20 protein-coding genes are annotated in these 20,375 nt (G+C 65.8%); 13 read left to right on the top strand and 7 right to left on the bottom strand.

What is annotated here, in order from left to right:
• The first annotated feature begins 72 nt into the window (after nucleotides 1-72).
• On the top strand, nucleotides 73-1,428 hold the full coding sequence (locus CXQ91_RS12560; RefSeq protein ID WP_104174251.1) for an MFS transporter: 1,356 nt from the start codon (nucleotides 73-75) through the stop codon (nucleotides 1,426-1,428).
• 123 nt (nucleotides 1,429-1,551) lie between these two features.
• Here the strand turns inward: CXQ91_RS12560 and CXQ91_RS12555 are convergent, their stop codons facing one another.
• The 3 genes from CXQ91_RS12555 to CXQ91_RS12545 form a co-directional block, all read right to left on the bottom strand.
• The gene (locus CXQ91_RS12555; RefSeq protein ID WP_258073951.1) at nucleotides 1,552-2,052 is read right to left on the bottom strand and encodes a DUF805 domain-containing protein; all 501 of its coding nucleotides are present in this window, start codon (nucleotides 2,050-2,052) and stop codon (nucleotides 1,552-1,554) included.
• A 217-nt stretch (nucleotides 2,053-2,269) separates the two neighbouring features.
• Entirely contained in the window at nucleotides 2,270-3,010 is a 741-nt protein-coding gene (locus CXQ91_RS12550; RefSeq protein WP_104174249.1) for an HNH endonuclease family protein, read from the bottom strand.
• Between the two features lie 127 nt (nucleotides 3,011-3,137).
• Nucleotides 3,138-3,716 carry a hypothetical protein gene (locus CXQ91_RS12545; protein WP_146072333.1) on the bottom strand — a complete coding sequence of 193 codons (579 nt, stop codon included), beginning with the start codon at nucleotides 3,714-3,716 and terminating at the stop codon, nucleotides 3,138-3,140.
• 108 nt (nucleotides 3,717-3,824) lie between these two features.
• Here CXQ91_RS12545 and CXQ91_RS12540 point away from each other — a divergent pair, with 108 nt between their 5' ends.
• The 6 genes from CXQ91_RS12540 (at nucleotide 3,825) to CXQ91_RS12510 (ending at nucleotide 8,983) form a co-directional block, all read left to right on the top strand.
• Entirely contained in the window at nucleotides 3,825-4,298 is a 474-nt protein-coding gene (locus CXQ91_RS12540; protein WP_104174247.1) for a hypothetical protein, read from the top strand.
• Nucleotides 4,295-4,486, top strand: a complete 192-nt coding sequence (locus CXQ91_RS12535) for a hypothetical protein (protein ID WP_104174246.1) — start codon at nucleotides 4,295-4,297, stop codon at nucleotides 4,484-4,486. Before CXQ91_RS12540 ends, CXQ91_RS12535 begins: the two co-directional genes overlap by 4 nt.
• Nucleotides 4,487-4,968: 482 nt before the next feature.
• On the top strand, nucleotides 4,969-6,270 hold the full coding sequence (locus tag CXQ91_RS12525; RefSeq protein WP_104174244.1) for a cyclopropane-fatty-acyl-phospholipid synthase family protein: 1,302 nt from the start codon (nucleotides 4,969-4,971) through the stop codon (nucleotides 6,268-6,270).
• Nucleotides 6,271-6,313: 43 nt separating this feature from the next.
• Nucleotides 6,314-7,513 carry an L-2-hydroxyglutarate oxidase gene (lhgO, locus tag CXQ91_RS12520; RefSeq protein ID WP_104174243.1) on the top strand — a complete coding sequence of 400 codons (1,200 nt, stop codon included), beginning with the start codon at nucleotides 6,314-6,316 and terminating at the stop codon, nucleotides 7,511-7,513.
• 142 nt (nucleotides 7,514-7,655) lie between these two features.
• A complete protein-coding gene (locus CXQ91_RS12515) occupies nucleotides 7,656-8,027 on the top strand; it encodes an STAS/SEC14 domain-containing protein (protein WP_146072332.1) in 372 nt (123 codons plus the stop codon).
• Nucleotides 8,028-8,086: 59 nt separating this feature from the next.
• Nucleotides 8,087-8,983: an HNH endonuclease gene (locus CXQ91_RS12510; RefSeq protein WP_104174241.1), complete on the top strand. Its 897-nt coding sequence runs from the start codon at nucleotides 8,087-8,089 to the stop codon at nucleotides 8,981-8,983.
• A 26-nt stretch (nucleotides 8,984-9,009) separates the two neighbouring features.
• Here the strand turns inward: CXQ91_RS12510 and malQ are convergent, their stop codons facing one another.
• A complete protein-coding gene (gene malQ, locus CXQ91_RS12505) occupies nucleotides 9,010-11,163 on the bottom strand; it encodes a 4-alpha-glucanotransferase (protein WP_104174240.1) in 2,154 nt (717 codons plus the stop codon).
• 68 nt (nucleotides 11,164-11,231) lie between these two features.
• Here malQ and CXQ91_RS12500 point away from each other — a divergent pair, with 68 nt between their 5' ends.
• Genes CXQ91_RS12500 through CXQ91_RS12480 form a run of 5 tightly spaced genes read left to right on the top strand, consistent with a single transcriptional unit; the run spans nucleotide 11,232 to nucleotide 15,792 of the window.
• Nucleotides 11,232-11,597 (top strand): TraR/DksA family transcriptional regulator, encoded by a 366-nt coding sequence (locus CXQ91_RS12500; RefSeq protein WP_104174239.1) that lies wholly within the window; start codon nucleotides 11,232-11,234, stop codon nucleotides 11,595-11,597.
• A complete protein-coding gene (locus CXQ91_RS12495) occupies nucleotides 11,594-12,352 on the top strand; it encodes a M50 family metallopeptidase (RefSeq protein ID WP_104174238.1) in 759 nt (252 codons plus the stop codon). The genes CXQ91_RS12500 and CXQ91_RS12495 overlap by 4 nt, the downstream gene beginning before the upstream one ends.
• Nucleotides 12,353-12,361: 9 nt before the next feature.
• Complete coding sequence (locus CXQ91_RS12490) at nucleotides 12,362-13,444, top strand: glutathione S-transferase family protein (RefSeq protein ID WP_104174237.1); 1,083 nt, start codon at nucleotides 12,362-12,364, stop codon at nucleotides 13,442-13,444.
• 38 nt (nucleotides 13,445-13,482) lie between these two features.
• Complete coding sequence (locus tag CXQ91_RS12485; RefSeq protein WP_104174236.1) at nucleotides 13,483-14,619, top strand: serine hydrolase domain-containing protein; 1,137 nt, start codon at nucleotides 13,483-13,485, stop codon at nucleotides 14,617-14,619.
• A gap of 51 nt (nucleotides 14,620-14,670) precedes the next feature.
• On the top strand, nucleotides 14,671-15,792 hold the full coding sequence (locus CXQ91_RS12480; RefSeq protein ID WP_104174235.1) for an aromatic acid exporter family protein: 1,122 nt from the start codon (nucleotides 14,671-14,673) through the stop codon (nucleotides 15,790-15,792).
• Nucleotides 15,793-15,906: 114 nt separating this feature from the next.
• Here CXQ91_RS12480 and CXQ91_RS12475 read toward each other — a convergent pair whose 3' ends face one another.
• Genes CXQ91_RS12475 through CXQ91_RS12465 form a run of 3 tightly spaced genes read right to left on the bottom strand, consistent with a single transcriptional unit; the run spans nucleotide 15,907 to nucleotide 19,536 of the window.
• A complete protein-coding gene (locus CXQ91_RS12475; RefSeq protein ID WP_104174234.1) occupies nucleotides 15,907-16,818 on the bottom strand; it encodes a MaoC/PaaZ C-terminal domain-containing protein in 912 nt (303 codons plus the stop codon).
• Nucleotides 16,815-18,155: a 3-oxoacyl-ACP reductase gene (locus CXQ91_RS12470; RefSeq protein WP_104174233.1), complete on the bottom strand. Its 1,341-nt coding sequence runs from the start codon at nucleotides 18,153-18,155 to the stop codon at nucleotides 16,815-16,817. The genes CXQ91_RS12475 and CXQ91_RS12470 overlap by 4 nt, the downstream gene beginning before the upstream one ends.
• Before the next feature lie 10 nt (nucleotides 18,156-18,165).
• Complete coding sequence (locus CXQ91_RS12465) at nucleotides 18,166-19,536, bottom strand: acetyl-CoA C-acetyltransferase (protein ID WP_104174232.1); 1,371 nt, start codon at nucleotides 19,534-19,536, stop codon at nucleotides 18,166-18,168.
• 63 nt (nucleotides 19,537-19,599) lie between these two features.
• On the opposite strand from CXQ91_RS12465, the gene CXQ91_RS12460 reads away from it, so the two are divergent.
• A complete protein-coding gene (locus tag CXQ91_RS12460; protein ID WP_374953657.1) occupies nucleotides 19,600-20,361 on the top strand; it encodes a TetR/AcrR family transcriptional regulator in 762 nt (253 codons plus the stop codon).
• Nucleotides 20,362-20,375: the final 14 nt, after the last annotated feature.

The raw sequence follows: 20,375 nt of genomic DNA, 5'->3' as shown, positions 1-20,375 counted from the left end.
GGCGCTGGCACGATGACATCTTCGCGTCGAAGCAATCATCGTTTCGACGACCGATGTCAAAGGAGATATCGCATGCTCGAAAGCCTCGCACCGGTTGCCAACCGGTCCGGTCCGCGCCCCACCTCGATGGCCAGGGTCGCCGTCGCCAGCTCGATGGGCAGCATCATCGAGTTCTACGACTTCCTCATCTACGGTACGGCTGCGGCCCTCGTCTTCCCCCAGGTCTTCTTCCCGGCGCTCGGCCCGGCCGCCGGAACTCTCGCCTCATTCGGAACCTTTGCCGTGGCCTTCGTCTCGCGCCCCCTCGGTGCTGTCCTCTTCGGCCACTTTGGTGACAGGCTGGGGCGCAAGAAGACGCTCGTCAGCACACTGCTCATCATGGGCATCGCGACCGTCACCATCGGACTGCTGCCCGACGCCAGCGTCATCGGGATCGCCGCGCCGATCATCCTCGTTGTCCTTCGCTTTCTTCAGGGATTCGCTGTCGGCGGCGAATGGGCCGGTGCGGCACTGATGGCCGCAGAGTACGCCCCGCCCAAACACCGGGGTCTCTTCGCAGCCTTCCCCCAGCTGGGCCCGTCGATTGGCTTCGCCCTCGCGAGTGCAACCTTCCTCATCATCAACCTGTCACTCGGCGACAAGTCGGAGGCCTTCCTCACGTACGGGTGGCGCATTCCGTTCATCGGAAGTGCCGTGCTCGTTATGATCGGTCTCTACATCCGCCTCAGGATCGAAGAGACTCCCGTCTTCAAGCAGGCCAGCGACGAGAGCGCCGTCCCGACGGGGCCGCGCAAGCTGCCCGTGTGGGAGTCGGTGCGAAACCAGCCACGCCAGATCCTCCTGGGCGGCGCCTCCACCATGATGCTCTTCGCCTTCTTCTACATCGGCACAGCCTTTCTCAGCAGCTATGGCACAAGTGCCGAGGGCCTTGGCCACAGCCGGCCCACCATCCTCTCGCTGGGAATCGTCGGCGCGATGTTCTTCGCTGCCGGAACTATTGGCAGCGCAATGCTCTCCGACCGGATCGGCCGCCGAGCCGTGATCGTCGGCTCGTGCGTCGTGGCGATCCCCTGGTCGCTCCTGCTCTTCCCAATCCTCGACTTCGGCACCACCTGGTCGTTTGCCATCGGGCTCTCCGGCACGCTGCTGATCGTCGCCGGAATCTACGGTCCGGTGGGCGCCTTCCTGCCGGAGCTCTTCGCCACCCGCTACCGCTACACCGGTGCCGGAATGGCCTACAACCTCGGAGCGCTCGTCGGCGGCGGCATCACGCCGCTGGTGGCGGCATCGCTCGGCGCCAGCCTGGGGAGTCCGGCCATCGGCCTGCTTCTGGCCGGCGTGAGCCTGGTGAGCTTATTCGCCACCTTCGGCCTCCCGGAGACCCGCGGCATCGACCTCGCAACCTCCGGGAACACAGCCGCTCGGTGACTCTCCAGTCCGTCACCCGGGCCGCTGGCCGAGTGAATGCTGCCGGCACGCCAGAAGGGCCCGTTCAGGAACGGGCCCTTCTGCGTTGGTGATTCAGCCAGATGCTGGCCAGGGTTTTGCGCCCTAGGCGCTGGCTGGCTGGTCGAACCGCTGGCCGGCCGGGTTTGAGCCCAGGATCATGAACACCAGCAGTGCCAGGGCACCCAGGAACGGAACCAGGACGATGAGCACCAGCCAGCCGCTGAAGTTGCCGTCGTGCAGGCGGCGGACTACGAGGGCAAGCGACGGAACGATAGTGGCCAGCGCCCAGATGGCGAGCAGGATGTAACCGACAACGGCACCAGGACCGGGAGCTGTCTGGCTCGTGAGCGTGGATGCCGAAGTCGTTGCGGCGGCCCCGGCTCCGATGATGATGTTCAGGATGGTGCTCACAGCAACGGAGACGAGTGTCCACCACCAGTATTCGCTGCGGCTGGCCCGCCCGGAGAACGTGGCGTACTTCTTGAAGAACCGTTTGACCGCTGCCGGGAACGGGGCACCGTAATACGGCGCCCAGAGCGGCGGTTCGCCGCCCTGCCAGGTCTGCTGCGGCATCTGCTGTTGCGGGTACTGCGAATAGCTCAAGGTGTTCCCCCATGGTTTTGGATTGACGAGACGAGCCCATCGTACGGGCCAGCGGGGGCCGATTAGCCATTCGATGGATAAAATTTACTTCGATTTACGGCAGGTTGCGCTCTCGTCGATGGAGAACCGCTTCGCGGTTCCCTCCATCGCGCGGACGCTGTCCCACCGATGAACGTGGCGAACTCGTCATTGAGACTGCCTGAACACGCGCCGGCGCCTACGTGCAGGAGGTCAGGATGCCTTCGATCGCATCGTGTTCCGGCCGGGTGACCCACAGCTTGTACTTGGCCTTCACCGCCGTCATACGGGCAGCGTACTCGCACCGGAAGGCCTTGTTCGGTGGCAGCCAAGTGGCGGCGTCCTTGTCGGACTTAGCCATATTGGAAGGACCGTCGGCGGCCATGAGGTTCAGAGGATCATTGGCGAATTGCTTACGGTTGTCTTCGCTTATTAGCTGGGCACCGGTCTGCCACGCCAGTGACAACGGAACGATGTGGTCTATCTGGACCGCCGAGCTTGTGTCCGCGCCGCGGACGAACTTGATTGTTTTACCGGTGTATTTGTCAGCCAGCGTACCGGCAGCCACCACGCAGTCGTGCGTGCCGGGTTTGAAGGTCTCCCCTGTCAGGTCGCGGGCCAAAATGTCATTCCGTGTGTCGCAGCCGTTGTGGTCCACGTCCGCCCAGGCGGCGCCGAACTGATCGCGGCTATAGCCGGTCTTCGGCGCACGGCCCTTCACCGGAATACTGGCGAGCCGGGCAATTGCGGCGGCCACTTCATCCGGGTTCGCTGCCGGATCTTCCGCGGGCGTGGACGGCGCTGCGCCGCGGGCGGCCTTCGCGATCGCCGTGCCCGGGGAGGCTGCGGCGTCACAGCCTGCCAGACCTCCAAGCAGCAGAGCGGCGGTCAGGAGGGTCAGTGCTTTGGAACGGCGGCGTGAGATCGTCTTGTCCTTCATTGATACGGCGGTCCCGCTCAGGCTATCCTCGTCGCGGGTCCGGGCCTTGCAGGCCAAACGATGGCGCCGGTCACAGTGGTGCCCGCCGGCGCACGGGCCGCCACAACCCGCACGCCTCGAAATGAGCCTAGAGCGTTTCCTTCCCGGCGCGGGCACCGTAAAGGTAGGCGAGGTCATTGAGTGTCTGCAGGGTCAGCTCCTGCGCTTGGGCAATCCTTGACCACCGTCCCGGAGAACCGGCAGGGTCATCCTGCCCGGACGGCAGCGGCTCTACGGAAACCGGTTCAGCGCCGTAAAGCGCCTTGAGGTACTCAAACTGCAGGCGGCCGCGGACGCCGTCGGCTTTTGACTGGACGTCAGCCACCGCCATGAGCGCAAAGGCGACGTGCCGGCGCTCGCCCCACAGCCCAGCCCTCAGTGCCAGCCCGAAGAGTCCATCCAGTTCCTGCCCGGCGGACGCCTTTGCCCTGCCGACGAAGATTTCTGCTGCCGCGCCGGACTTTGACTCCGTCCACCGGTAACCCACGGGCACACGGCGTCCTCTTTTGGACAGGTAGAAGGCCGAGGCCGTCAGGAGCATCTGCCCGCCGCCCAGCACCGTATAGCCCAGCGTGATGTCGCTCAGCTTCTCGTGCCGGCAGGCAATGATGAACTCCTGCACGTCCTTGTCCCACAGCCGGTCCGTTACGCCGCTTTCCATTTCCATGCACCCCCGAAATAACGGTACCGGTCAAGGGCGCGCCGGGTCAGGAGACTCGCTGCTGCGGCTCCCTAAATGCCGTACCTGCAAGCAGGCAACGCCTAGTCTTGGTCTGTGACGTTGTCCCCTGGCCCTTTTGAACTTGCTGTTGCTGCCCCTGCCGAATGGTGGCAGATCGTGGCTGCGCTGGGGCCGCTTGCGGTTCTGGCCGGCGCTGTCCTCGCTGCATTCATCGGGTGGCGGACTCTGCGGCAAAAAGCAGTGGCGGACGCCCAGGCACTGAAGCAAAGAACCCGGGCTGATGACCGCGCCGAATGGTGGAAGCGCACACAGTGGGCCCTCGACAAAGCCCTGGACGCCGACGGGGACGCCAAGGCCCTTGGGCTGGCATCCCTGGCAGTCCTGGCGCGGAGCGACCTTGCCCGCGAAGAGGAACTGGAACTGCTGGACATTGCGTGGCAATCGGTGACGGAGGCCAACGGCGACGAGGGTACCTGGGACGAGGACGTCGAAGCCGTGGACTCCGGGGAACCAATCGGCGACAATGGAACCACGAGCACCGACGGTACGGAGGAGGGAAAGCCATGAGCACCAGCACACCGGAACAGAAAAAGTCCCGGACGCCCCGTCACGTCTCCACTTCCCGCGGCAGGCAGCTGACCCCCTCAGAACACAGAGTCCAGGTTGCGGCAGCCAGGCTCCGTGTGGCCCTCGACGAACGTTTGGGCCGCCCTACCCCGGCAGAGACCAAGGCGCTGTCCAAGGAAGATCTCTAACGCAATCCAGATACTCATGGCAAAGGCCCCGCACTGCGGGGCCTTTGCCATGATTCGTTATCGGAGTTCCCTTAGACCTTCTCGGGCGTGCGGTCCACAACCGGTTCCGAACCCGTGAACTTCCGTTCCCGGCGGGGGAAGGCCCAGAACTTGAAGTCCTTTGCTTCCACACGGGGTTCCGGCTGCTTTTCAGGTTCCCGCGACTCCTCTTTCCGAATGTCCCTCCGGTAATCCTTGTTATACGGATAGCACATCACTGACCTCCTCATAGTGAATGCCCCTTAATCCTCCTCCCAATTCCCCCGGCGGTCGACACGTTTTTTGGGACGGCAGGTCCGGGGTGTCGTTCGGCCCAAGACACAGGCGGGGGTTGCACCATAGATTGAACAACTACAGGTGCGTGGGCACGGGCAGAGCGCACCCGCAGCAATGAGATGAGGATCTGGCAGGCAGCAGGATCAGTTGGACGAAAGGCAGTGCACATGACGAAGACAACAGGTGTGGCACCAAGGCTGGCGGAAGCGCTTGCCATCGTTTTGGGCACCAAAGGGATCCCGCTCCGGCTTCGCGCCTGGGACGGCTCGGAAGCAGGTCCGGAAGGCGCACCGGTTCTCGAGTTCCACTCCCGGCGCGCACTGCGGCGCATGCTTTGGTCGCCCGGGCAGCTGGGCATCAGCCGGGCTTATGTATCCGGGGAAATCGATGCCCCCGGCGATGTATTCGCCAGCTTCGCCGCGCTCAGCTCGGCGGGAAAGTTCGCCGAGCCCGGGCCGTTCCCGCCGCTCACCGCGCGGGAAGCATGGACTCTGCTCAAGACCGCGGTCCGGGTCGGCGCAATCGGTCCGAACCCTGCTCCCCCGCCGGAGGAATCAAAGGTGCACCGGATCGGCGGCCGCCATTCCAAGACCCGGGATGCCGCGGCGATCTCGCATCACTACGACGTCGGCAACGACTTCTACGCCATGGTCCTTGGTCCATCGATGGTCTACTCCTGCGCTGTCTGGAACCACCACGGGGACGGGAACGGCGGACCAGACAGCCTGGAGGCCGCCCAGACGGCCAAAATCGACCTGGTCTGCCGCAAGCTGGGGCTCCAGCCGGGCATGCGGGTACTGGACGTCGGCTGCGGCTGGGGCAGCTTCGCCCTGCACGCCGCCCAGCGTTACGGCGTCGACGTCGTCGGGGTCACGCTCTCAAACGAGCAGGCGGGACTGGCCCGCAAACGCGTGGCCGAAGCCGGTCTGACCGATCGCGTCGACATCCGGGTCCAGGACTACCGCGACGTGGACGACGGGCCGTTCGATGCGATCAGCTCCATCGGCATGTCCGAGCACGTGGGCCGCGAGCAGATTTCACGCTACGTCTCCCAGCTGCACGGCCTGCTGCGTCCCGGCGGCAGGCTACTCAACCACGCAATTTCCTGGAACGCGGGACCGACCAAAGAAGACCCCGACTCCTTCATTCCCCGCTACGTCTTCCCGGACGGCGAAATGCTTAGCCTCGCCGACATGGTCGGGGCGCTTGAGTCCGGCGGGTTCGAAGTGCTCGACGTCGAAGCGCTGCGGCGGCACTATGCGCTGACGCTCCGCGCCTGGGTGCGCAACCTGGAGCAGCACTGGGATGATGCAGTCAGCGCCAGCAGCCCCGGACGGGCCCGCGTCTGGCGGATCTACATGGCCGCCAGCGCACTGGGCTTCGAGGACGGACTCACGGGCGTCAACCAGGTGCTCGTGCAACGCTCCGGCGGAACCGAACCGCCGCTACGGCGGACCGCATGGATTTGATGGCCCGCGAATCATCGGCAAGCAGGCAGGGGCGCCCGGGGCGATGGCTGAGCGCATAGGCATCATTGGCGGCGGCATCGTCGGAATCGCAGTGGCGCGAGCCCTTAGCACCCGCGGACTTGCGGACGTCACTGTCCTGGAAAAGGAACAGCGTGTTGCCATGCACCAGACGGGGCACAATTCCGGGGTGGTGCACGCGGGGCTTTACTATGCGCCGGCCTCGCTGAAGGCCCGGCTGTGCCAAAGGGGCCGGGTACTCACGCGTGACTACTGCCGGGAGCGGAATCTGCCGTACCGGGAACTGGGCAAGCTCGTCGTTGCCCTCACGGACGATGAACTCCCAGCCCTGGCAAACATTGAAAGCCGCTCCGTCGCGAATCGCGTGCCCGGGCTGCGCCGGCTCAATGCCGGCGCGATGCGCGAGGTCGAACCGCACGTCGCAGGGGTGGCGGCGCTTCATTCGCCGCATACCGCCGTCGTGGATTTTGTGGCCATCACAGAAGCCATGGCCGAGGATATCCGGTCCGCGGGCGGGCAGATCCTGTTCGGGCATGAAGCCGTTGCCATCACCACCGAGCGCGGTAAGGTCCGTGTCACCACCAGCCACGCGGGGTTCATGTTCGATCGCCTGATCGTCTGCGCCGGCCTGCAGTCCGACGTCGTTGCCGGACTTGTGGGCGCTTCCGCGGCTCCCAAAATCCTTCCCTTCCGCGGCGAATACTGGGGCTTGTCCGCAGCGAAGCAACATTTCGTCAAAGGCATGATTTATCCGGTTCCGGATCCGCGTTTCCCTTTCCTGGGAGTGCACTTCACCCGCGGCGTGTACGACACTATCCACGTAGGACCGAATGCGGTTCCTGCCCTGGCCCGGGAGGGCTACAGCTGGGGCAACGTGTCTGTCAAGGACACTGCCGCGTCGATCATGTGGCCGGGTGCCGGCGCCCTGGCCAGGAAACATTGGCGGATGGGCGCGAAGGAGATCGCGGCATCGCTGGTCAAGCCCCTGTATTTCCAGCAGGCCCGCAGGTTCATCCCTGAGCTGCAGATGGACGACCTAACGGCGAAGACTGCCGCCGGCGTCCGGGCCCAGGCATGGTCCCTGGACGGTAGCCTCCTCGATGACTTCGCAATCGAGAAGATGGGGCCGGTGACGCTCCTGCGGAACGCACCCTCCCCGGCGGCAACCTCCGCAATGGCCATTGCCGAGCATCTCCTGGAGCACCATGTCCTCCCCCGCAATTGAGGGGCAGCTCATGCTGCGTGGTTGATGGACAACGGTGGTCCGTCCCGTTAGATTGACGCCGGGGCAGGTTTCCCGGCCGGGAAACGCCGGGGGAAGATTGCAGCCGTCCGGCTGCGCCGAGTACTGTCCCTTGGGGGAGCCAATGACAAACAACACGGAGGCCAACGTCTGTGTGGTCCGCGTACGCCAAGGAATATCGCGCATTACCTTGCGGCCCAGCGCCCGGATCACGGAGGAGGACGGGGTCCGCACCCGGGAACAGCTGCTGGCTCTGACCGGGGGCTCCCGCGGTGGCGTGTTGCTGGAAATCACAGGAGTGGGCTCAGTCAGCAGGGAAGCGATCGGCGTCTACAGCTCGGCCGTGACAGTCAGCGCCTTCGCCATCCTTGGCAGCACTCCCGTGGACCGCGTCATCGCCCACGGTTTGCTGGGGCTCCCGCTGCCGGCCTGTCCGAGCGAATACTTCACCGACGAGGACGAAGCGCTGAACTGGCTCCAAACCGTCAGCGAATGAATTTCCCCACCGCACGGACCCGCGTGTCCGACGGACTGAAGCACTGAAAGAATGGGCACATGACAGCCATCTTCCTGGTGTGGAACCCGGACCGCTGGAATGACTGGAACTACACGTCCGTCGTCGAACAGGTTCGCGAGACCGGGCAGTTCCACGGCCGGTGGGATGTTGCCCGCCCCGCAGGCATCCCGGCCGGCGGGGATGCCTGGCTGCTGTTGCGGGGCAAGCATGGGAGGGGCCTGCTCGGACACGGCACGGTGATCCCGCTGCAGCCCTGCGCAGGGGCGCCCGCCGCGGCTGCCGGTACGGCATCCACTCAGTTGATCGTCGCCTTCGATTCACTCCTTCCCCTCGGCGACCAGGTGGCGACCGAGGTTCTGATGGACAACGTTCCGGAGGTGCATTGGAACGTTGTCCGCAGCGGCCAGGCCATAGCGCCGTCCGCGGAGGCCAGCATCCGTGACTTATGGCAGGTGGAAGGCCCGGCGCCAATCCCGGAGTCCGCGTTGCCGGTGCCCGGGACCTACCCCGCCTGGGCGGTCAGCACAGTTGGAATGAACCGCTATGAACGGAACCCGGAGGCGCGGCGTGCCTGCATCGCTCACTACGGAACCACCTGTGCTGCCTGCGGTTTTTCCTTCGAAATCGCCTACGGTGAAACCGGCAGGGACTTCATCGATGTGCACCACACGGTGCCGGCTTCGCAGCTCGACAGCAACTACCGGCTGGATCCGGTCACGGATCTGGTGCCGCTCTGTGCGAACTGCCACGCCATGGCCCACATCGGTGCGACCACGCCGCGGTCCCTCTCCGAACTGCGCCAGCTCCTGGCCGGCGCCGGCTTCATGCGCGGGCGCACGCTTAGCCCCGGGGAACTGGAGTCCCAACACGAGGCCCAGCGGATCCTCGGCCCTGCTCAGGCTGAGCCCGGGTATCCGCCGGTTCCCGGGCGGTAAAGATCGCGCAGCGGGGCAACGCCGCTTCAGCTTGAGGCCTTCAGCGCGTCGCGGACTACCCCGACCAGGGAATTGAATCTGTCGTTCGCCGGCAGGTCGTCAATGAGGACGGGCCCCTCGGGGCCCGCAAGCGGGATGCGCCAGTTAGGGTGTTCCGCGTCCGTTCCGGGCTGGTTTTGGGTGCGCGTTTCCCCCACGGCGTCAACGAGGGCGACGCCCAGCAGGGCGGACGGCGTCAGGGCAGTGAAGGCATAGAGCGCCTCCACTGTGCGCTGAACGTCACCTGGCGCGTCGGTCAGCAGACCCCGTTCACGCACCAGGGCAAGCACGGCCTCCTGCTCGGCCGCCGCTTCGGCCCGTTCCTCCTCGACGGGACGCAGCAGCAGTCCCAGTGATTCGCGGAGGGTGACGTGCTCCCCTGCGAGATACCCCGCCGTCGGGGGAAGGTCGTGGGTGTTGACGCTGGTCAGGCACTGTTGCCGGTATTCCTCGGGCGAAAGGGGTCCGGCTTCCCCGTGTTCGAACCACAGGATGGAGGTGCCAAGGATGCCCCGCTCCGTCAGGTAGTCACGGACCCAGGGCTCGAACACGCCAAGGTCTTCCCCGACCACTGTTGCGCCCGCCCGCTGGGCCTCCAGGGCGAGGATGCCGATCAGGGCTTCATGGTCGTAGTAGACATACGTGCCTTCAGCCGGTCCGGCGCCTTCCGGAATCCACCACAGGCGGAAAAGACCCAGGATATGGTCGACCCTGACGCCGCCTGCATGACGGAGTATGGTCCGGAGCATGTCTCGGTAAGGCCTGTACCCTGAAGCCGCCAGGCGGCCAGGATGCCACGGCGGCTGGGTCCAGTTCTGTCCCTGCTGGTTAAAAACGTCGGGCGGGGCGCCGACCGTGACGCCCGGGGCGAGCACGCCGTGGAGCATCCAGGCGTCCGCGCCGTCCGTCTTGACGCCAACTGCAAGATCATGGACGATCCCGATGGCCATCCCGCACGCCTTGGCCGCCCGCTGCGCTGTGGCCAGTTGTTCGTCGCAGATCCACTGCATCCATCGATAGAACTCCAGCCGGTCCGCCAATGCCTCCCGCATGGTGTCGCAGTACGGCGTGTCCGGTGACGACGCCTCGCCGCGCCATTCGGGTGCGGTGGACGGAAGCCGCTCCGCGAGGGCGCACCACAGCGCGAAGTCATCCAGTCCCTTACCTTCCGCCGCGCAAAAATTCTTGAACATGAGGGCCCGGCCGGGGCTGCGGCGGACCTTGAAAATGAGCTCGAGCGCGGCGAGTTTGGCTTCGTAGCTGGAATTTCGGTCCAACAGGCCGTCGGCCGTATTGGCGGAGTGCAGGCCCACCGCGCTGTTCCCGATCGCGGCCCTGGACGCAGGATCGAGGTAACTGTACTCCGGCACGTCCTCAACGCGGATATAGAGCGGATTGAAGAAACGGCGCGTCGTGGGCAGGTACGGTGAATCTTCAATGGGCGGCCGGGGCTCCCCCGCATGCAGTGGATTGACCAGGACGAAACCTGCACCGTCGTTGCCTGCAATCGCGGCAAGGTCAACAAGGTCTGAAAAGTCGCCGATGCCCCACGACCGAGACGACCGCACCGAATACAACTGGGCGGTAAGGCCCCAATGGCGCTCGGACGCCAAGCGCCGGGTAGTCTCCAGCCGTTCGGGTGTGATGATCAGCGCACACTCTGCCCGCTCCCCGTCGGCGTCGGCATGCAGGGTGTGCCAGCCCAGGGGCAATCCGCCAGGAATGGCGAAAGCAGCCCTCCCTGTAAGGACGCCGCGCACGTCCCTCGGCGCCTGCCAGTGTTCACGCTGCTCCGCGTCCACGCGGTTCCCGTCCTCAGTCACTGCCCACACATTGACGCCGGTACCGTGCGGCACATGAACGGCAACATGGATTTCCCTGCCTTCCCTGGCAACGAGCGACGGCGGCAGCACGCGCGTCCACGGCTCCAGTTCCGCTTCATGCAGGGCGCCTTGAAGGTCCTCCAACGTCTCGGTCCGATCCCCCAAAGCGGTCAGCACGCTGCGCAGCGTGCTGGCCGCAACGGGATGTGCAACGCCGTCCCAGCCGCGGAAGGAGGTGCTCACGCCGCGGGCTGCCGCCAGTTTCCGGAGCAGTTCGTCGTCAATTTCCATGTGGTCCTGTGCCGTTACATCCGCCATGGCCCTACTCTATGGGCTTGCCGGGCCGCTTTCGACTCGCTGCCTGGACCGGGCTAGCCTTGGACACTATGATCGACGTCGAGAAGTTCAGGATGCTGCTGGAAGAGGAGCGTGCCCGGAAGGCTCTTTTGCTGCCGGCCCTCCGTGCGGACATTAGCTCCGCCAACGCTGCACGCCAGGACTCAAACGTCGACGACGAACATGATCCCGAGGGCTCCACCATCGCCTTTGAGCTCTCCCAGGCCGCCGCACTGATGCAGCAAAGCAGCGCCACGCTCGTGCAGGTCGAAGCGGCATTGGGACGGATCGCAGACGGCAGCTACGGCTACTGCGAAATCTGCGGGGCACCCATAGCCGAAGGCAGGCTCGAAGCCCGCCCCTGGACGCCGTACTGCATCGACCATGCCGGCGGAACGTTGGGCCGGAAAGCATGACGGACGTTGCCGGTTCGCTGTGGCAGCGGATTCTGTCGGGATTTTCGCAGTCCCCGTCCCCCCAGGTGACGGCCATGGAACTGATGCTGGTCATCCTGGTTGCCACGGCCTTATCCCTCCCCAAGGGGTCCTGGCGGTACTTCGGGCTGCTGGCCACCGTCACCCATGAACTCGGCCATGCCTTCGCCGCCCTCATGACCGGGCAACGCCTGGGAGGCATCAGGCTGAGCCTGGACCACTCCGGGACAACCACCACGTACAGCAGGGGCCGCTTCCCGGCCGTCTGGTCGACGTTCTGGGGATATCCGGTGCCCGGAGTCGTGGGAGCCGCCATGGTGTGGTCTGGTTTCAACGGCTGGGGACCGGCGGCGATGTCTGTCGGCACCCTGATCCTGCTGGGCTCCTTCCTGTTCATCCGCAACGCCATGGGACTCCTGATCACGTCTGCGGCCGTCCTTGGCTCAGCGCTCCTGGTGCTGTTCGTTCCGCCTGAATTCACCGCCCACGTGGTAATCTCCCTGGGGCTCGCCCTGCTCGTGGCCGCCGTCCGTGACCTCGCCAAACTCTCCAACGTCCATCTGCGGCGCCGGGACAGGCTGCCCACGTCAGACGCCCACCTCCTCTACCGTGCCACGTCCGTGCCCTCAGCCATCTGGATTCTGCTCTTCGCCGCTGTCGTTGCCGGTTCCTGGTGGGTGGCCTGGCAGCCGATGGCCCAAGTGCTGACGGCACTGCCGGGGCCGGCGCGGCAATAGGGTGGAAGCATGACTTCCGATTCCCGCGCTGCAGCCGAACATCGATCCGACCCCGGGTCCAGCACCAGAGGGTCCTACGTCACCGGCGGAGAAGAATTCACCCGGGACACCAACTACATCGAGGACCGGATAACCCGCCACGGCACCCCCGGCCCCAACGGCGAACCCGGCTGGCCGGTGGAGGCGGGCAGGTACCGCCTCATCGCAGCCCGTGCCTGCCCGTGGGCGAACAGGACGGTAATCGTCCGGCGGCTGCTGGGGCTCGAGGACGCCATTTCCCTCGGGCAGCCCGGTCCCACTCATGACGCACGGTCGTGGACATTCGACCTGGACCCGGACGGCGTCGACCCGGTGCTGGGGATCCAGCGGATCCAGGACGCCTACCTCCGGAGGTTCCCCGATTACCCCCGCGGAATCACCGTGCCCGCGATCGTGGATGTCCGGTCAGGTGAGGTGGTCACCAACAACTTCCCCCAGATCACCCTCGACTTCGCCACGGAGTGGACAGCCTTCCACCGTCCCGGGGCCCCCGATCTCTACCCGGAGCATCTGCGCCCGGAAATCGACGAAGTCAACAGAAGAGTGTTTACCGAAATCAACAACGGCGTGTACCGGTGCGGCTTCGCCGGTTCCCAGCACGCCTACGCCGCCGCCTACGCACGCCTCTGGACTGCCCTGGACTGGGCCGAAGAGCGGCTTGCCGGGCAACGCTACCTAGTGGGCGACACGATCACCGAAGCGGACGTCCGCCTGTTCACAACCCTCGTCCGGTTCGATGCCGTTTACCATGGCCACTTCAAGTGCAACCGCCAGAAGCTAAGCGAGATGCCGGTCCTGTGGGGTTACGCCCGGGACCTGTTCCAAACGCCGGGTTTTGGCGACACCATCGATTTTGTCCAGATCAAACAGCATTACTACATCGTTCACGAGGACATCAACCCCACCGGGATCGTGCCGCAGGGACCAGATCTTTCCGGCTGGCTGACCCGGCACGGCCGGGAGGCGCTTGGCGGCCGTCCCTTCGGAGACGGCACCGCGCCCGGCGCCGTCCGCAGCGGCGAAGCAGTTGCCGCGGGACACGGCGCACGCTGATCGCCGCCGTCCTCCGCACGCCCCGCTAATGTTGAGCCATGCCACTCTCGTCAGGATTTGCCGCGCCCGAATACCAAGCGGTCCGGGCCCTTTTTGAATCGTTCCTCGGGGATGATCCGGAATACAGTGCCCAGCTTGCCGTCTACCAGTCAGGAAGCAAGGTGCTGGACCTCAGCGGCGGCCCGCACCTGGCTTCAGATTCCATCACGGGAGCCTATTCCTGCACCAAGGGTGTGGCTGCGTTCGTCATCGGCCTCCTGGTCCAGGACGGACTACTTGACCTTGACCGCCCGGTGGCGCACTACTGGCCGGAGTTCGCGGCCCACGGAAAAGGAGCAATCACCGTCCGGCATGCGCTCTCCCACCGCGCAGGGCTGCTTGGCGTGGAAGGCGGATTCGCACTCAGTGAATTCACGACGGCGGACGCGGCCCGCAGGCTCGCGGCAACCGCTCCCCTGTGGCGTCCCGGTGCCACATTCGGTTACCACGCCCTGACCATTGGGATTCTCATGGAGGAGCTCTGCCGCCGCGTCACCGGCAGAACACTGCAGGAACTGTACGATGCCCGCATCCGCGTGCCCTTCGGCGTCGACTTCTTCCTGGGACTGCCGGAGGACCAGGAACCCCGCTACCGGGACGTGCTGTACGACGTCGACCCCCTCCAGCCGTGGCTGGATCCGCTGGGACTCGATGGCCTGAATGGCAACGCCGCTGTCAGCACGGTCATGGAACTCCCCAACCACAGGGTCATCCGCGAGCACGGCATGAGCAGCGCCGGAGGCGTGGGATCCGCCGACGGCCTCGCACGCCTGTATGCTGCCGCCACAACCGGCCTCGACGGCGGCGACGCCTTCCTTTCGGCAGAAACCGTCCGGACAATGTCCGAGGAACAGGTGTGGGGCCTGGACCGTGCGTCGGGCCTCGACAACGCTTTTGCCATTGTGTTTATGAAGCCGCATCCCAGCCGGAATTTCGGCAGCCACCGTGCGTTCGGCCATGAAGGCGCCAACGCCGCGCTTGGCTTCGCCGACCCCGCCTACGGTCTCGCTTACGGCTACATTCCCGGAAGGCAGGAGGAAGGCCGCACCCCGGGCCGGGCACACCGTTTGGCCCACGCGGTGCGGCAGGCAGCAGGCACGGCCCGGCACGTGCCGGCGGCCGGCACATACTCGTGAGTAGGTTTGTCCACTTGTAGCACCATCAGGACCCGCTTAGGGTGAGGCCAAATGGAAATCGCAAAACGGCAGGATGAGGCCGCCCCATCGCGGGCTGGCAGGATATGGCAGTCCGTGCGGGACAGCGTGGCCGCTGCCCTCTCAGGCCCTCGGCTGCAGCTGGCATCCAAGGCAGGCCTCGCGGCGGGCCTGGCGTTCCTCATTGCACCGCTGATGCCCGGAGCCGCAGCCCAGTACCCGTACTACGCCCCGCTGGGCGCCCTCGTGGCGATGTACGAGAACGTTTCCGGCTCCATGAAGCAGGGTGTGCAGACGCTGGTGGGGCTGGGGCTCGGAATTGGCCTGGCCTTCATGCTGGTCAGCGTCAGCGACCCCTCCCCGGTGACGGTGGCCGTCGTTATGGGGCTGGGGGTCCTGCTGGCCGGTTTGCCGCGCCTCGGAGTTGGCCGCGACTGGATTCCGACGGCGGCACTGCTGGTCCTCCTGGTGGGGGGAGACAACCCGGATGATTTCTCCTTCGGCTACCTCCTGCAGATGGGCGTGGGAGTGGTAGTGGGCATCGCCGTCAACATGTTGGTCTTCCCCCCTCTCCACTTCAAGGCGGCAGCGCTCAGCCTCGCTGAACTCCGGTGGGCGCTGGCCAAGCAGCTCTCGGACATGGGGGCGGCCATGCGCGAAACCTGGCCGCCCGAACACGAGGACTGGGCGGTGCGTTCGGAGGCGCTCGCCCAATCGGCGCGGGCCGTCAGGGCTGCCGTCCAGAAGGCTGATGCCAGCCGGCAGGCCAATCCCCGCCGCCGTCTCCACGCCCACAACCTGGACCGGGACTACAACGACCTTCGCGGCCTCGAGAGCGTGACCTTCCATATCCAGGACATGACGGAGGTCCTGTCGGATGTCATATGGGAAAAGGATGCGCCCTTTGTGATCCCCCTCCCGTACAGCGAACCGCTGGCCGAGGCACTGGTTGCGGTCAGCGAGGTTCTGCGGTCCATGGAGGACGAGCATCCCGACAAGCAGAACGAGCTGATTGCCGCGGCCAAAGCCGCCGTGGACGCACTGGCCGATCGGATGGCTTCCGATGACGTCAACCCGCATGCCCCGAGCGCGGCCGAATCGATTGTCCTGAACCTGCACCGTATCCTCCGCGTGGTCAGGGCCGGGCAGCCCTGAGTCGCGGCGGTAGGGATCTTCAGGATTAGCCACCGCGTTAATTACGACGCCGGAGGTCACCGTGCGAGGTGACCACCGGCGTCGTGATTTCGGCGGTGTTGCCGGACCGTGGCGCTACAGCGCCGCCACGGAACCGCTGAAGTGCCGCCGGCCTGACCGCGGATTCCACGCAACGTACTCGGAGTGCTGCCAGGCGCCGGCCGGAGCATGGACCGAACTGATGTCCAATGCCACGCGGGCCGGCAGGAACACCGGCGCTTCAAAGGCAACATCCCAGCGGAAGGAATCCCCCTTCACGGCCCCGACGTCGGCGAGTGCCCGCGAGGCCAGATACATGCCATGCGCGATGGAGCGCCGCATGCCCAGGGCCTTGGCCGAGAGCACACTCAGGTGGATGGGGTTGAAGTCGCCGGACACCGCAGCATAAGCCCTGCCGGTGTCGACGCCCAGCTGCCAGAGTGCCGTCGGGTCGGGCGCCGCGAACATTGTCGACGTGGCGGGTGCCGAGGGCTTGTCGATCCCGGGGAGGAAGATGCCTTTTGCCAGGTAGGTGGAGGTTCCCTTCCAGCGGACCTGGGCTTCCCCCGTGCGGCGGACCTCCGCAACGATGTCCACCTGAGTGCCGGCACGGTGTCCGCGCAAGTTCTCGGCCCAGGATGTGATGTCCAATGCCTCAGTGAACAGGACCGTTTCGTGTTGCTCCACGCTGTTGTAGAGGTGCACCATTCCCAGCAACGGCAGCGGGAAATCGTCACGGTTCATCACGCTCATTGACACAGGGAACGTAAGGGCATGAATGAATCCGGCCGGCAGGACGTCGCTTGCGGTCTCGCCCACAAGGTGCTGGTAGGCGGTGAGGTTACCCACTTGCGCTTTTACGCCCCTGACCTCATGCCCGCAGGGGGGCAGTGCGATCCCCGCATCGGTACCAAGGATGCGGCGCCTTGCCGCAGTGGCGGCCGCATTGACGTACAGCTTGGACAGGGACGGCATGTCCCCGAGGATTACGGGCTGGGCACCGGTCATGCGCCCACCATGTTCTGTCCGCACACCCGCAGCACCTCGCCTGTGATGCCGCCGGCGGCGTCGCTGGCCAGGAACGCAATGGCCTCGGCGACGTCACCGGGCTGCCCGCCCTGCTGCAGGGAGTTGAGGCGCCGTGCTATTTCACGCGTCGCAAACGGAATCCGTGCAGTCATTTCAGTTTCGATGAAGCCCGGGGCAACTGCGTTGATGGAACCGTGGCGTTCCGCCAGGAGCGGTGCCGTGGCGCGCACCATGCCCATCACGCCGCCCTTGGACGCCGCGTAGTTCGTCTGCCCGCGGTTGCCGGCAATGCCGCTGGTGGACGCGACCGACACAATCCGCGGTGCGTTCCGGAAGTGTTCGGACGCCAGCAGCGCCTCATTGATGCGAAGCTGCGCCGCGATGTTGACGGCAATCACCGAATTCCAGCGGCCCTGGTCCATGTTGGCCAGCAGTTTGTCCCGGGTGATGCCTGCGTTGTGGATGACGATGTCCAGCCGGCCGTGCCTTCCCACCGCATGGTCGATGATCCGCTGGCCGGCGTCTTCCCGGCTGATGTCCAGCTGCAGGGCAGTCCCCCGGACTTCGTTTGCCACCGCTGCCAGGTGGTCTCCGGCGGCAGGGATGTCGACGACCACCAGGGTGGCGCCGTCCCGGTGGAGCGTGCGGGCAATTGCCGCGCCGATTCCCCGGGCGGCGCCGGTCACGACTGCGACTTTGCCGGCGAGCGGCTTTTCCGGATCGGCGGGGAGCTGCCCTTCCCCTGTTGCGACGGTGAGGAGCTGCCCGTCGACAAAGGCGGAGCGGCCGGACAGGAAGAAGCGCAGGGCGCCGAGAGCGCTGGGGCTCGCGGTGGTTACCCCCTCGGCCAGTACGATGCCGTTTGCCGTGGCGCCGGCGCGCAACTCCTTGGCGAGGGAGCGCAGCAGGCCGTCCACGCCTTGGCGCGCGGCAGCGGCCGCCGGGCCCTGCGCGCTCGCCGGGGTGCGGGACAACGTGACGACGCGGCCGTTGGGCGCCAGATCCCTGACGGACGATGCCGCCGAGAGAACCGGCTTTTCAAGGTCCTCCGGGCGATCGAGTTCGTCCAGGACCAGGACGATCGCGCCCAGCTTCTCCCGTGGCACTGCATGCCGGCGGACGTCCAGGTCCCAGGACAGGAGGGTGGCGGCCAGTTCGTCAGCGCCCCCGCTGGATCCCTGGACCAGGATCGGGCCGGGAACGAGGGACTGTCCCGGCTGGTAGCGCCTGAGCACTACCGGCTGCGGCAGGCCAAGCTTCCTGGCAACATCCTTGCCGATTCCGCGGCTTACGAATTGTGTGTACTTGTCTGTCACGCCGGCCTCCCTAGAGTGCTTCCAGAATGGCGACGACCCCTTGGCCGCCGGCAGCGCAGATGGAAATCAGGCCCCGGGCCGGACGGCCGTCCACCTGGCCCTTTTCGTGAAGCATCTTGGCCAGTGAGGCCACAATCCGGCCACCGGTGGCGGCAAAGGGGTGCCCCGACGCCAACGAGGAGCCGTTGATATTCAGCTTGGAACGGTCAATGCTGCCCAATGCGCCGTCCAGGCCCAGCCGCGTGCGCCCGAACTCTTCGTCCTCCCACGCGGCCAGGGTGCTGAGGACCGTTCCGGCGAACGCCTCGTGGATCTCGAAGAGATCGATGTCATCAAGTGTCAGGCCGTTGCGGGCCAGCAGCCGGGGCACCGCGAAGGCGGGCGCCATCAGCAGGCCGTCCTTGCCATGGACGAAGTCGACCGCGGCCGCCTCGCCGTCCACGACGGCTGCAAGCTTCGGCAGCTCGTGCGCGTCCGCCCATTCCTCCGAGGCCAGCAGCACGGTGGACGCGCCATCGGTCAGCGGCGTGGAGTTGCCGGCGGTCATGGTTGCCTCAGCGCCGAGGTTCTTACCGAAGACGGGCTTCAGCGTGGCCAGCTTTTCCAGGGTTGTGTCAGGGCGGAGGTTCGAATCCCGGTTCAGGCCGCGGTAGGGCGTGAGCAGGTCGTCGAAGAACCCGGCATCATAGGCGGCTGCAAGATTGCGGTGGCTGTTGTAGGCCAGCTCGTCCTGCGCTTCGCGTGCGATCTTCCACTGTGCCGTGGTGAGAGCCTGGTGTTCGCCCATGGAAAGGCCCGTCCGGGGCTCCCCCGTGTTCGGTGCGTCGGGTGCCAGGTCTTTCGGCCGGAGGCGGCTCAGGACCTGAAGCCGCTGGGGCAGGGACTTGGCACGGTTGAGGTCCAGCAACACCTCCCGCAGGCCCTCGCTCACGGCGATCGGCGCATCGGAGGCGGAATCGACGCCGCCCGCAATGGCCGAATCGATCTGGCCCAGCTTGATCTTGTTAGCCAGGCCGAGGACCGTTTCGAGCCCTGTGGCACAGGCCTGCTGCAGGTCGTAGGCGGGCGTTTCGGCGGAGAGGGCCGAGCCCAGCACCGCCTCGCGGGTGAGGTTGAAGTCGCGGGAGTGCTTAAGGACTGCGCCTGCGGCAACCTCGCCGATCCGCTCGTCCTGAAGGCCGAAGCGGGCAATCAGGCCGTCCAGGGCGGCCGTCAGCATGTCCTGGTTGGAAGACCTCGTGTAGGCCCCGCCTGTCCGCGCGAACGGAATCCGGTTGCCGCCTACCACCACGGCTTTGCGCACCAAGCCCGCAGCAGGTGTTGATGAGCGGGTGGTGGATGATTCGTCTGGTCCGGTTGCGGACTGTCCGGTAAAGGACATGTGATGTCTCCTCTTGATCAACGCTGGTTACCGATACCCAGCGTACCTGATACGCTGGGTATCGTGAACATCCTCCACGTTGAACTTCCCGCGCCTTCAGGCGGTAGCGCTTCCGGCGGCACCGCGGCGGGCGGGGCCGCTTCAGGCAGTGACCCCTCGAGCGGCACTGTCGACGGGCGCGCCGCCCGCTGGCAGTCACACCGGGAGGAACGCCGGCGTGAACTCATCAAGTCCGCGCGGAAAGCCGTCCACGCGCTGGGCAGCGATGCTTCCATGGAGGACATTGCCGCCGCCGCAGGAACGTCAAAGTCCGTGTTTTACCGCTATTTTGGCGACAAAGCCGGACTGCAGCAGGCAGTGGGCGAAGTGGTGCTCAGCCAGATGCAGCGCCGCATCCAGGAGGCTGCCCAGAGCGCACAGACACCCCGGGAGGGGCTCCTCGCCATGGTTTCGGCCTATCTCCAAATGGCCGAAACCAGCCCTAACGTCTATACGTTCGTCACCACCTACTCTTCGGGCGAGCCAGGGGCAGCTAACGCGGGCATGGCAGTAGCCGGAGCCCTCGGCCACTTCTTCGAAGAAGTGCGCGACATGATTGCCCGGCCCATGCGCGCCCACCTGGGCACCGGCAAGGAAGCCGTGATCGGTTACTGGCCCACTGCGGCGATCGGGCTAGTGCGGAACGCCGGGGAGCAGTGGCTGGGCACTCCCGAGTCCGCTGCCAAACCGTCGCAGGAAGCCATGGCCCGCCAGATCACTGCCTGGCTGTGCGTCGGGATAGCCCCGGAACTGGAAACTGTGGACCCCCAGACCCCAAACCCTTAGTGAATTGTCAGAAC

The organism is Arthrobacter sp. Y81, assembly GCF_002929335.1.
GTDB lineage: Bacteria > Actinomycetota > Actinomycetes > Actinomycetales > Micrococcaceae > Arthrobacter.
This window is presented reverse-complemented; position numbering and strand designations above follow the sequence as displayed.

Excerpts from the sequence above, each read along its gene's own strand:
- CXQ91_RS12560 (WP_104174251.1), top strand. The coding sequence starts at position 73 with ATGCTCGAAAGCCTCGCACCGGTTGCCAACCGGTCCGGTCCGCGCCCC.
- CXQ91_RS12550 (WP_104174249.1), bottom strand. The coding sequence starts at position 3,010 with ATGAAGGACAAGACGATCTCACGCCGCCGTTCCAAAGCACTGACCCTC.
- CXQ91_RS12545 (WP_146072333.1), bottom strand. The coding sequence starts at position 3,716 with ATGGAAATGGAAAGCGGCGTAACGGACCGGCTGTGGGACAAGGACGTG.
- CXQ91_RS12535 (WP_104174246.1), top strand. The coding sequence starts at position 4,295 with ATGAGCACCAGCACACCGGAACAGAAAAAGTCCCGGACGCCCCGTCAC.
- CXQ91_RS12525 (WP_104174244.1), top strand. The coding sequence starts at position 4,969 with ATGACGAAGACAACAGGTGTGGCACCAAGGCTGGCGGAAGCGCTTGCC.
- lhgO (WP_104174243.1), top strand. The coding sequence starts at position 6,314 with ATGGCTGAGCGCATAGGCATCATTGGCGGCGGCATCGTCGGAATCGCA.
- CXQ91_RS12515 (WP_146072332.1), top strand. The coding sequence starts at position 7,656 with ATGACAAACAACACGGAGGCCAACGTCTGTGTGGTCCGCGTACGCCAA.
- CXQ91_RS12510 (WP_104174241.1), top strand. The coding sequence starts at position 8,087 with ATGACAGCCATCTTCCTGGTGTGGAACCCGGACCGCTGGAATGACTGG.
- malQ (WP_104174240.1), bottom strand. The coding sequence starts at position 11,163 with ATGGCGGATGTAACGGCACAGGACCACATGGAAATTGACGACGAACTG.
- CXQ91_RS12500 (WP_104174239.1), top strand. The coding sequence starts at position 11,232 with ATGATCGACGTCGAGAAGTTCAGGATGCTGCTGGAAGAGGAGCGTGCC.
- CXQ91_RS12495 (WP_104174238.1), top strand. The coding sequence starts at position 11,594 with ATGACGGACGTTGCCGGTTCGCTGTGGCAGCGGATTCTGTCGGGATTT.
- CXQ91_RS12490 (WP_104174237.1), top strand. The coding sequence starts at position 12,362 with ATGACTTCCGATTCCCGCGCTGCAGCCGAACATCGATCCGACCCCGGG.
- CXQ91_RS12485 (WP_104174236.1), top strand. The coding sequence starts at position 13,483 with ATGCCACTCTCGTCAGGATTTGCCGCGCCCGAATACCAAGCGGTCCGG.
- CXQ91_RS12480 (WP_104174235.1), top strand. The coding sequence starts at position 14,671 with ATGGAAATCGCAAAACGGCAGGATGAGGCCGCCCCATCGCGGGCTGGC.
- CXQ91_RS12475 (WP_104174234.1), bottom strand. The coding sequence starts at position 16,818 with ATGACCGGTGCCCAGCCCGTAATCCTCGGGGACATGCCGTCCCTGTCC.
- CXQ91_RS12465 (WP_104174232.1), bottom strand. The coding sequence starts at position 19,536 with ATGTCCTTTACCGGACAGTCCGCAACCGGACCAGACGAATCATCCACC.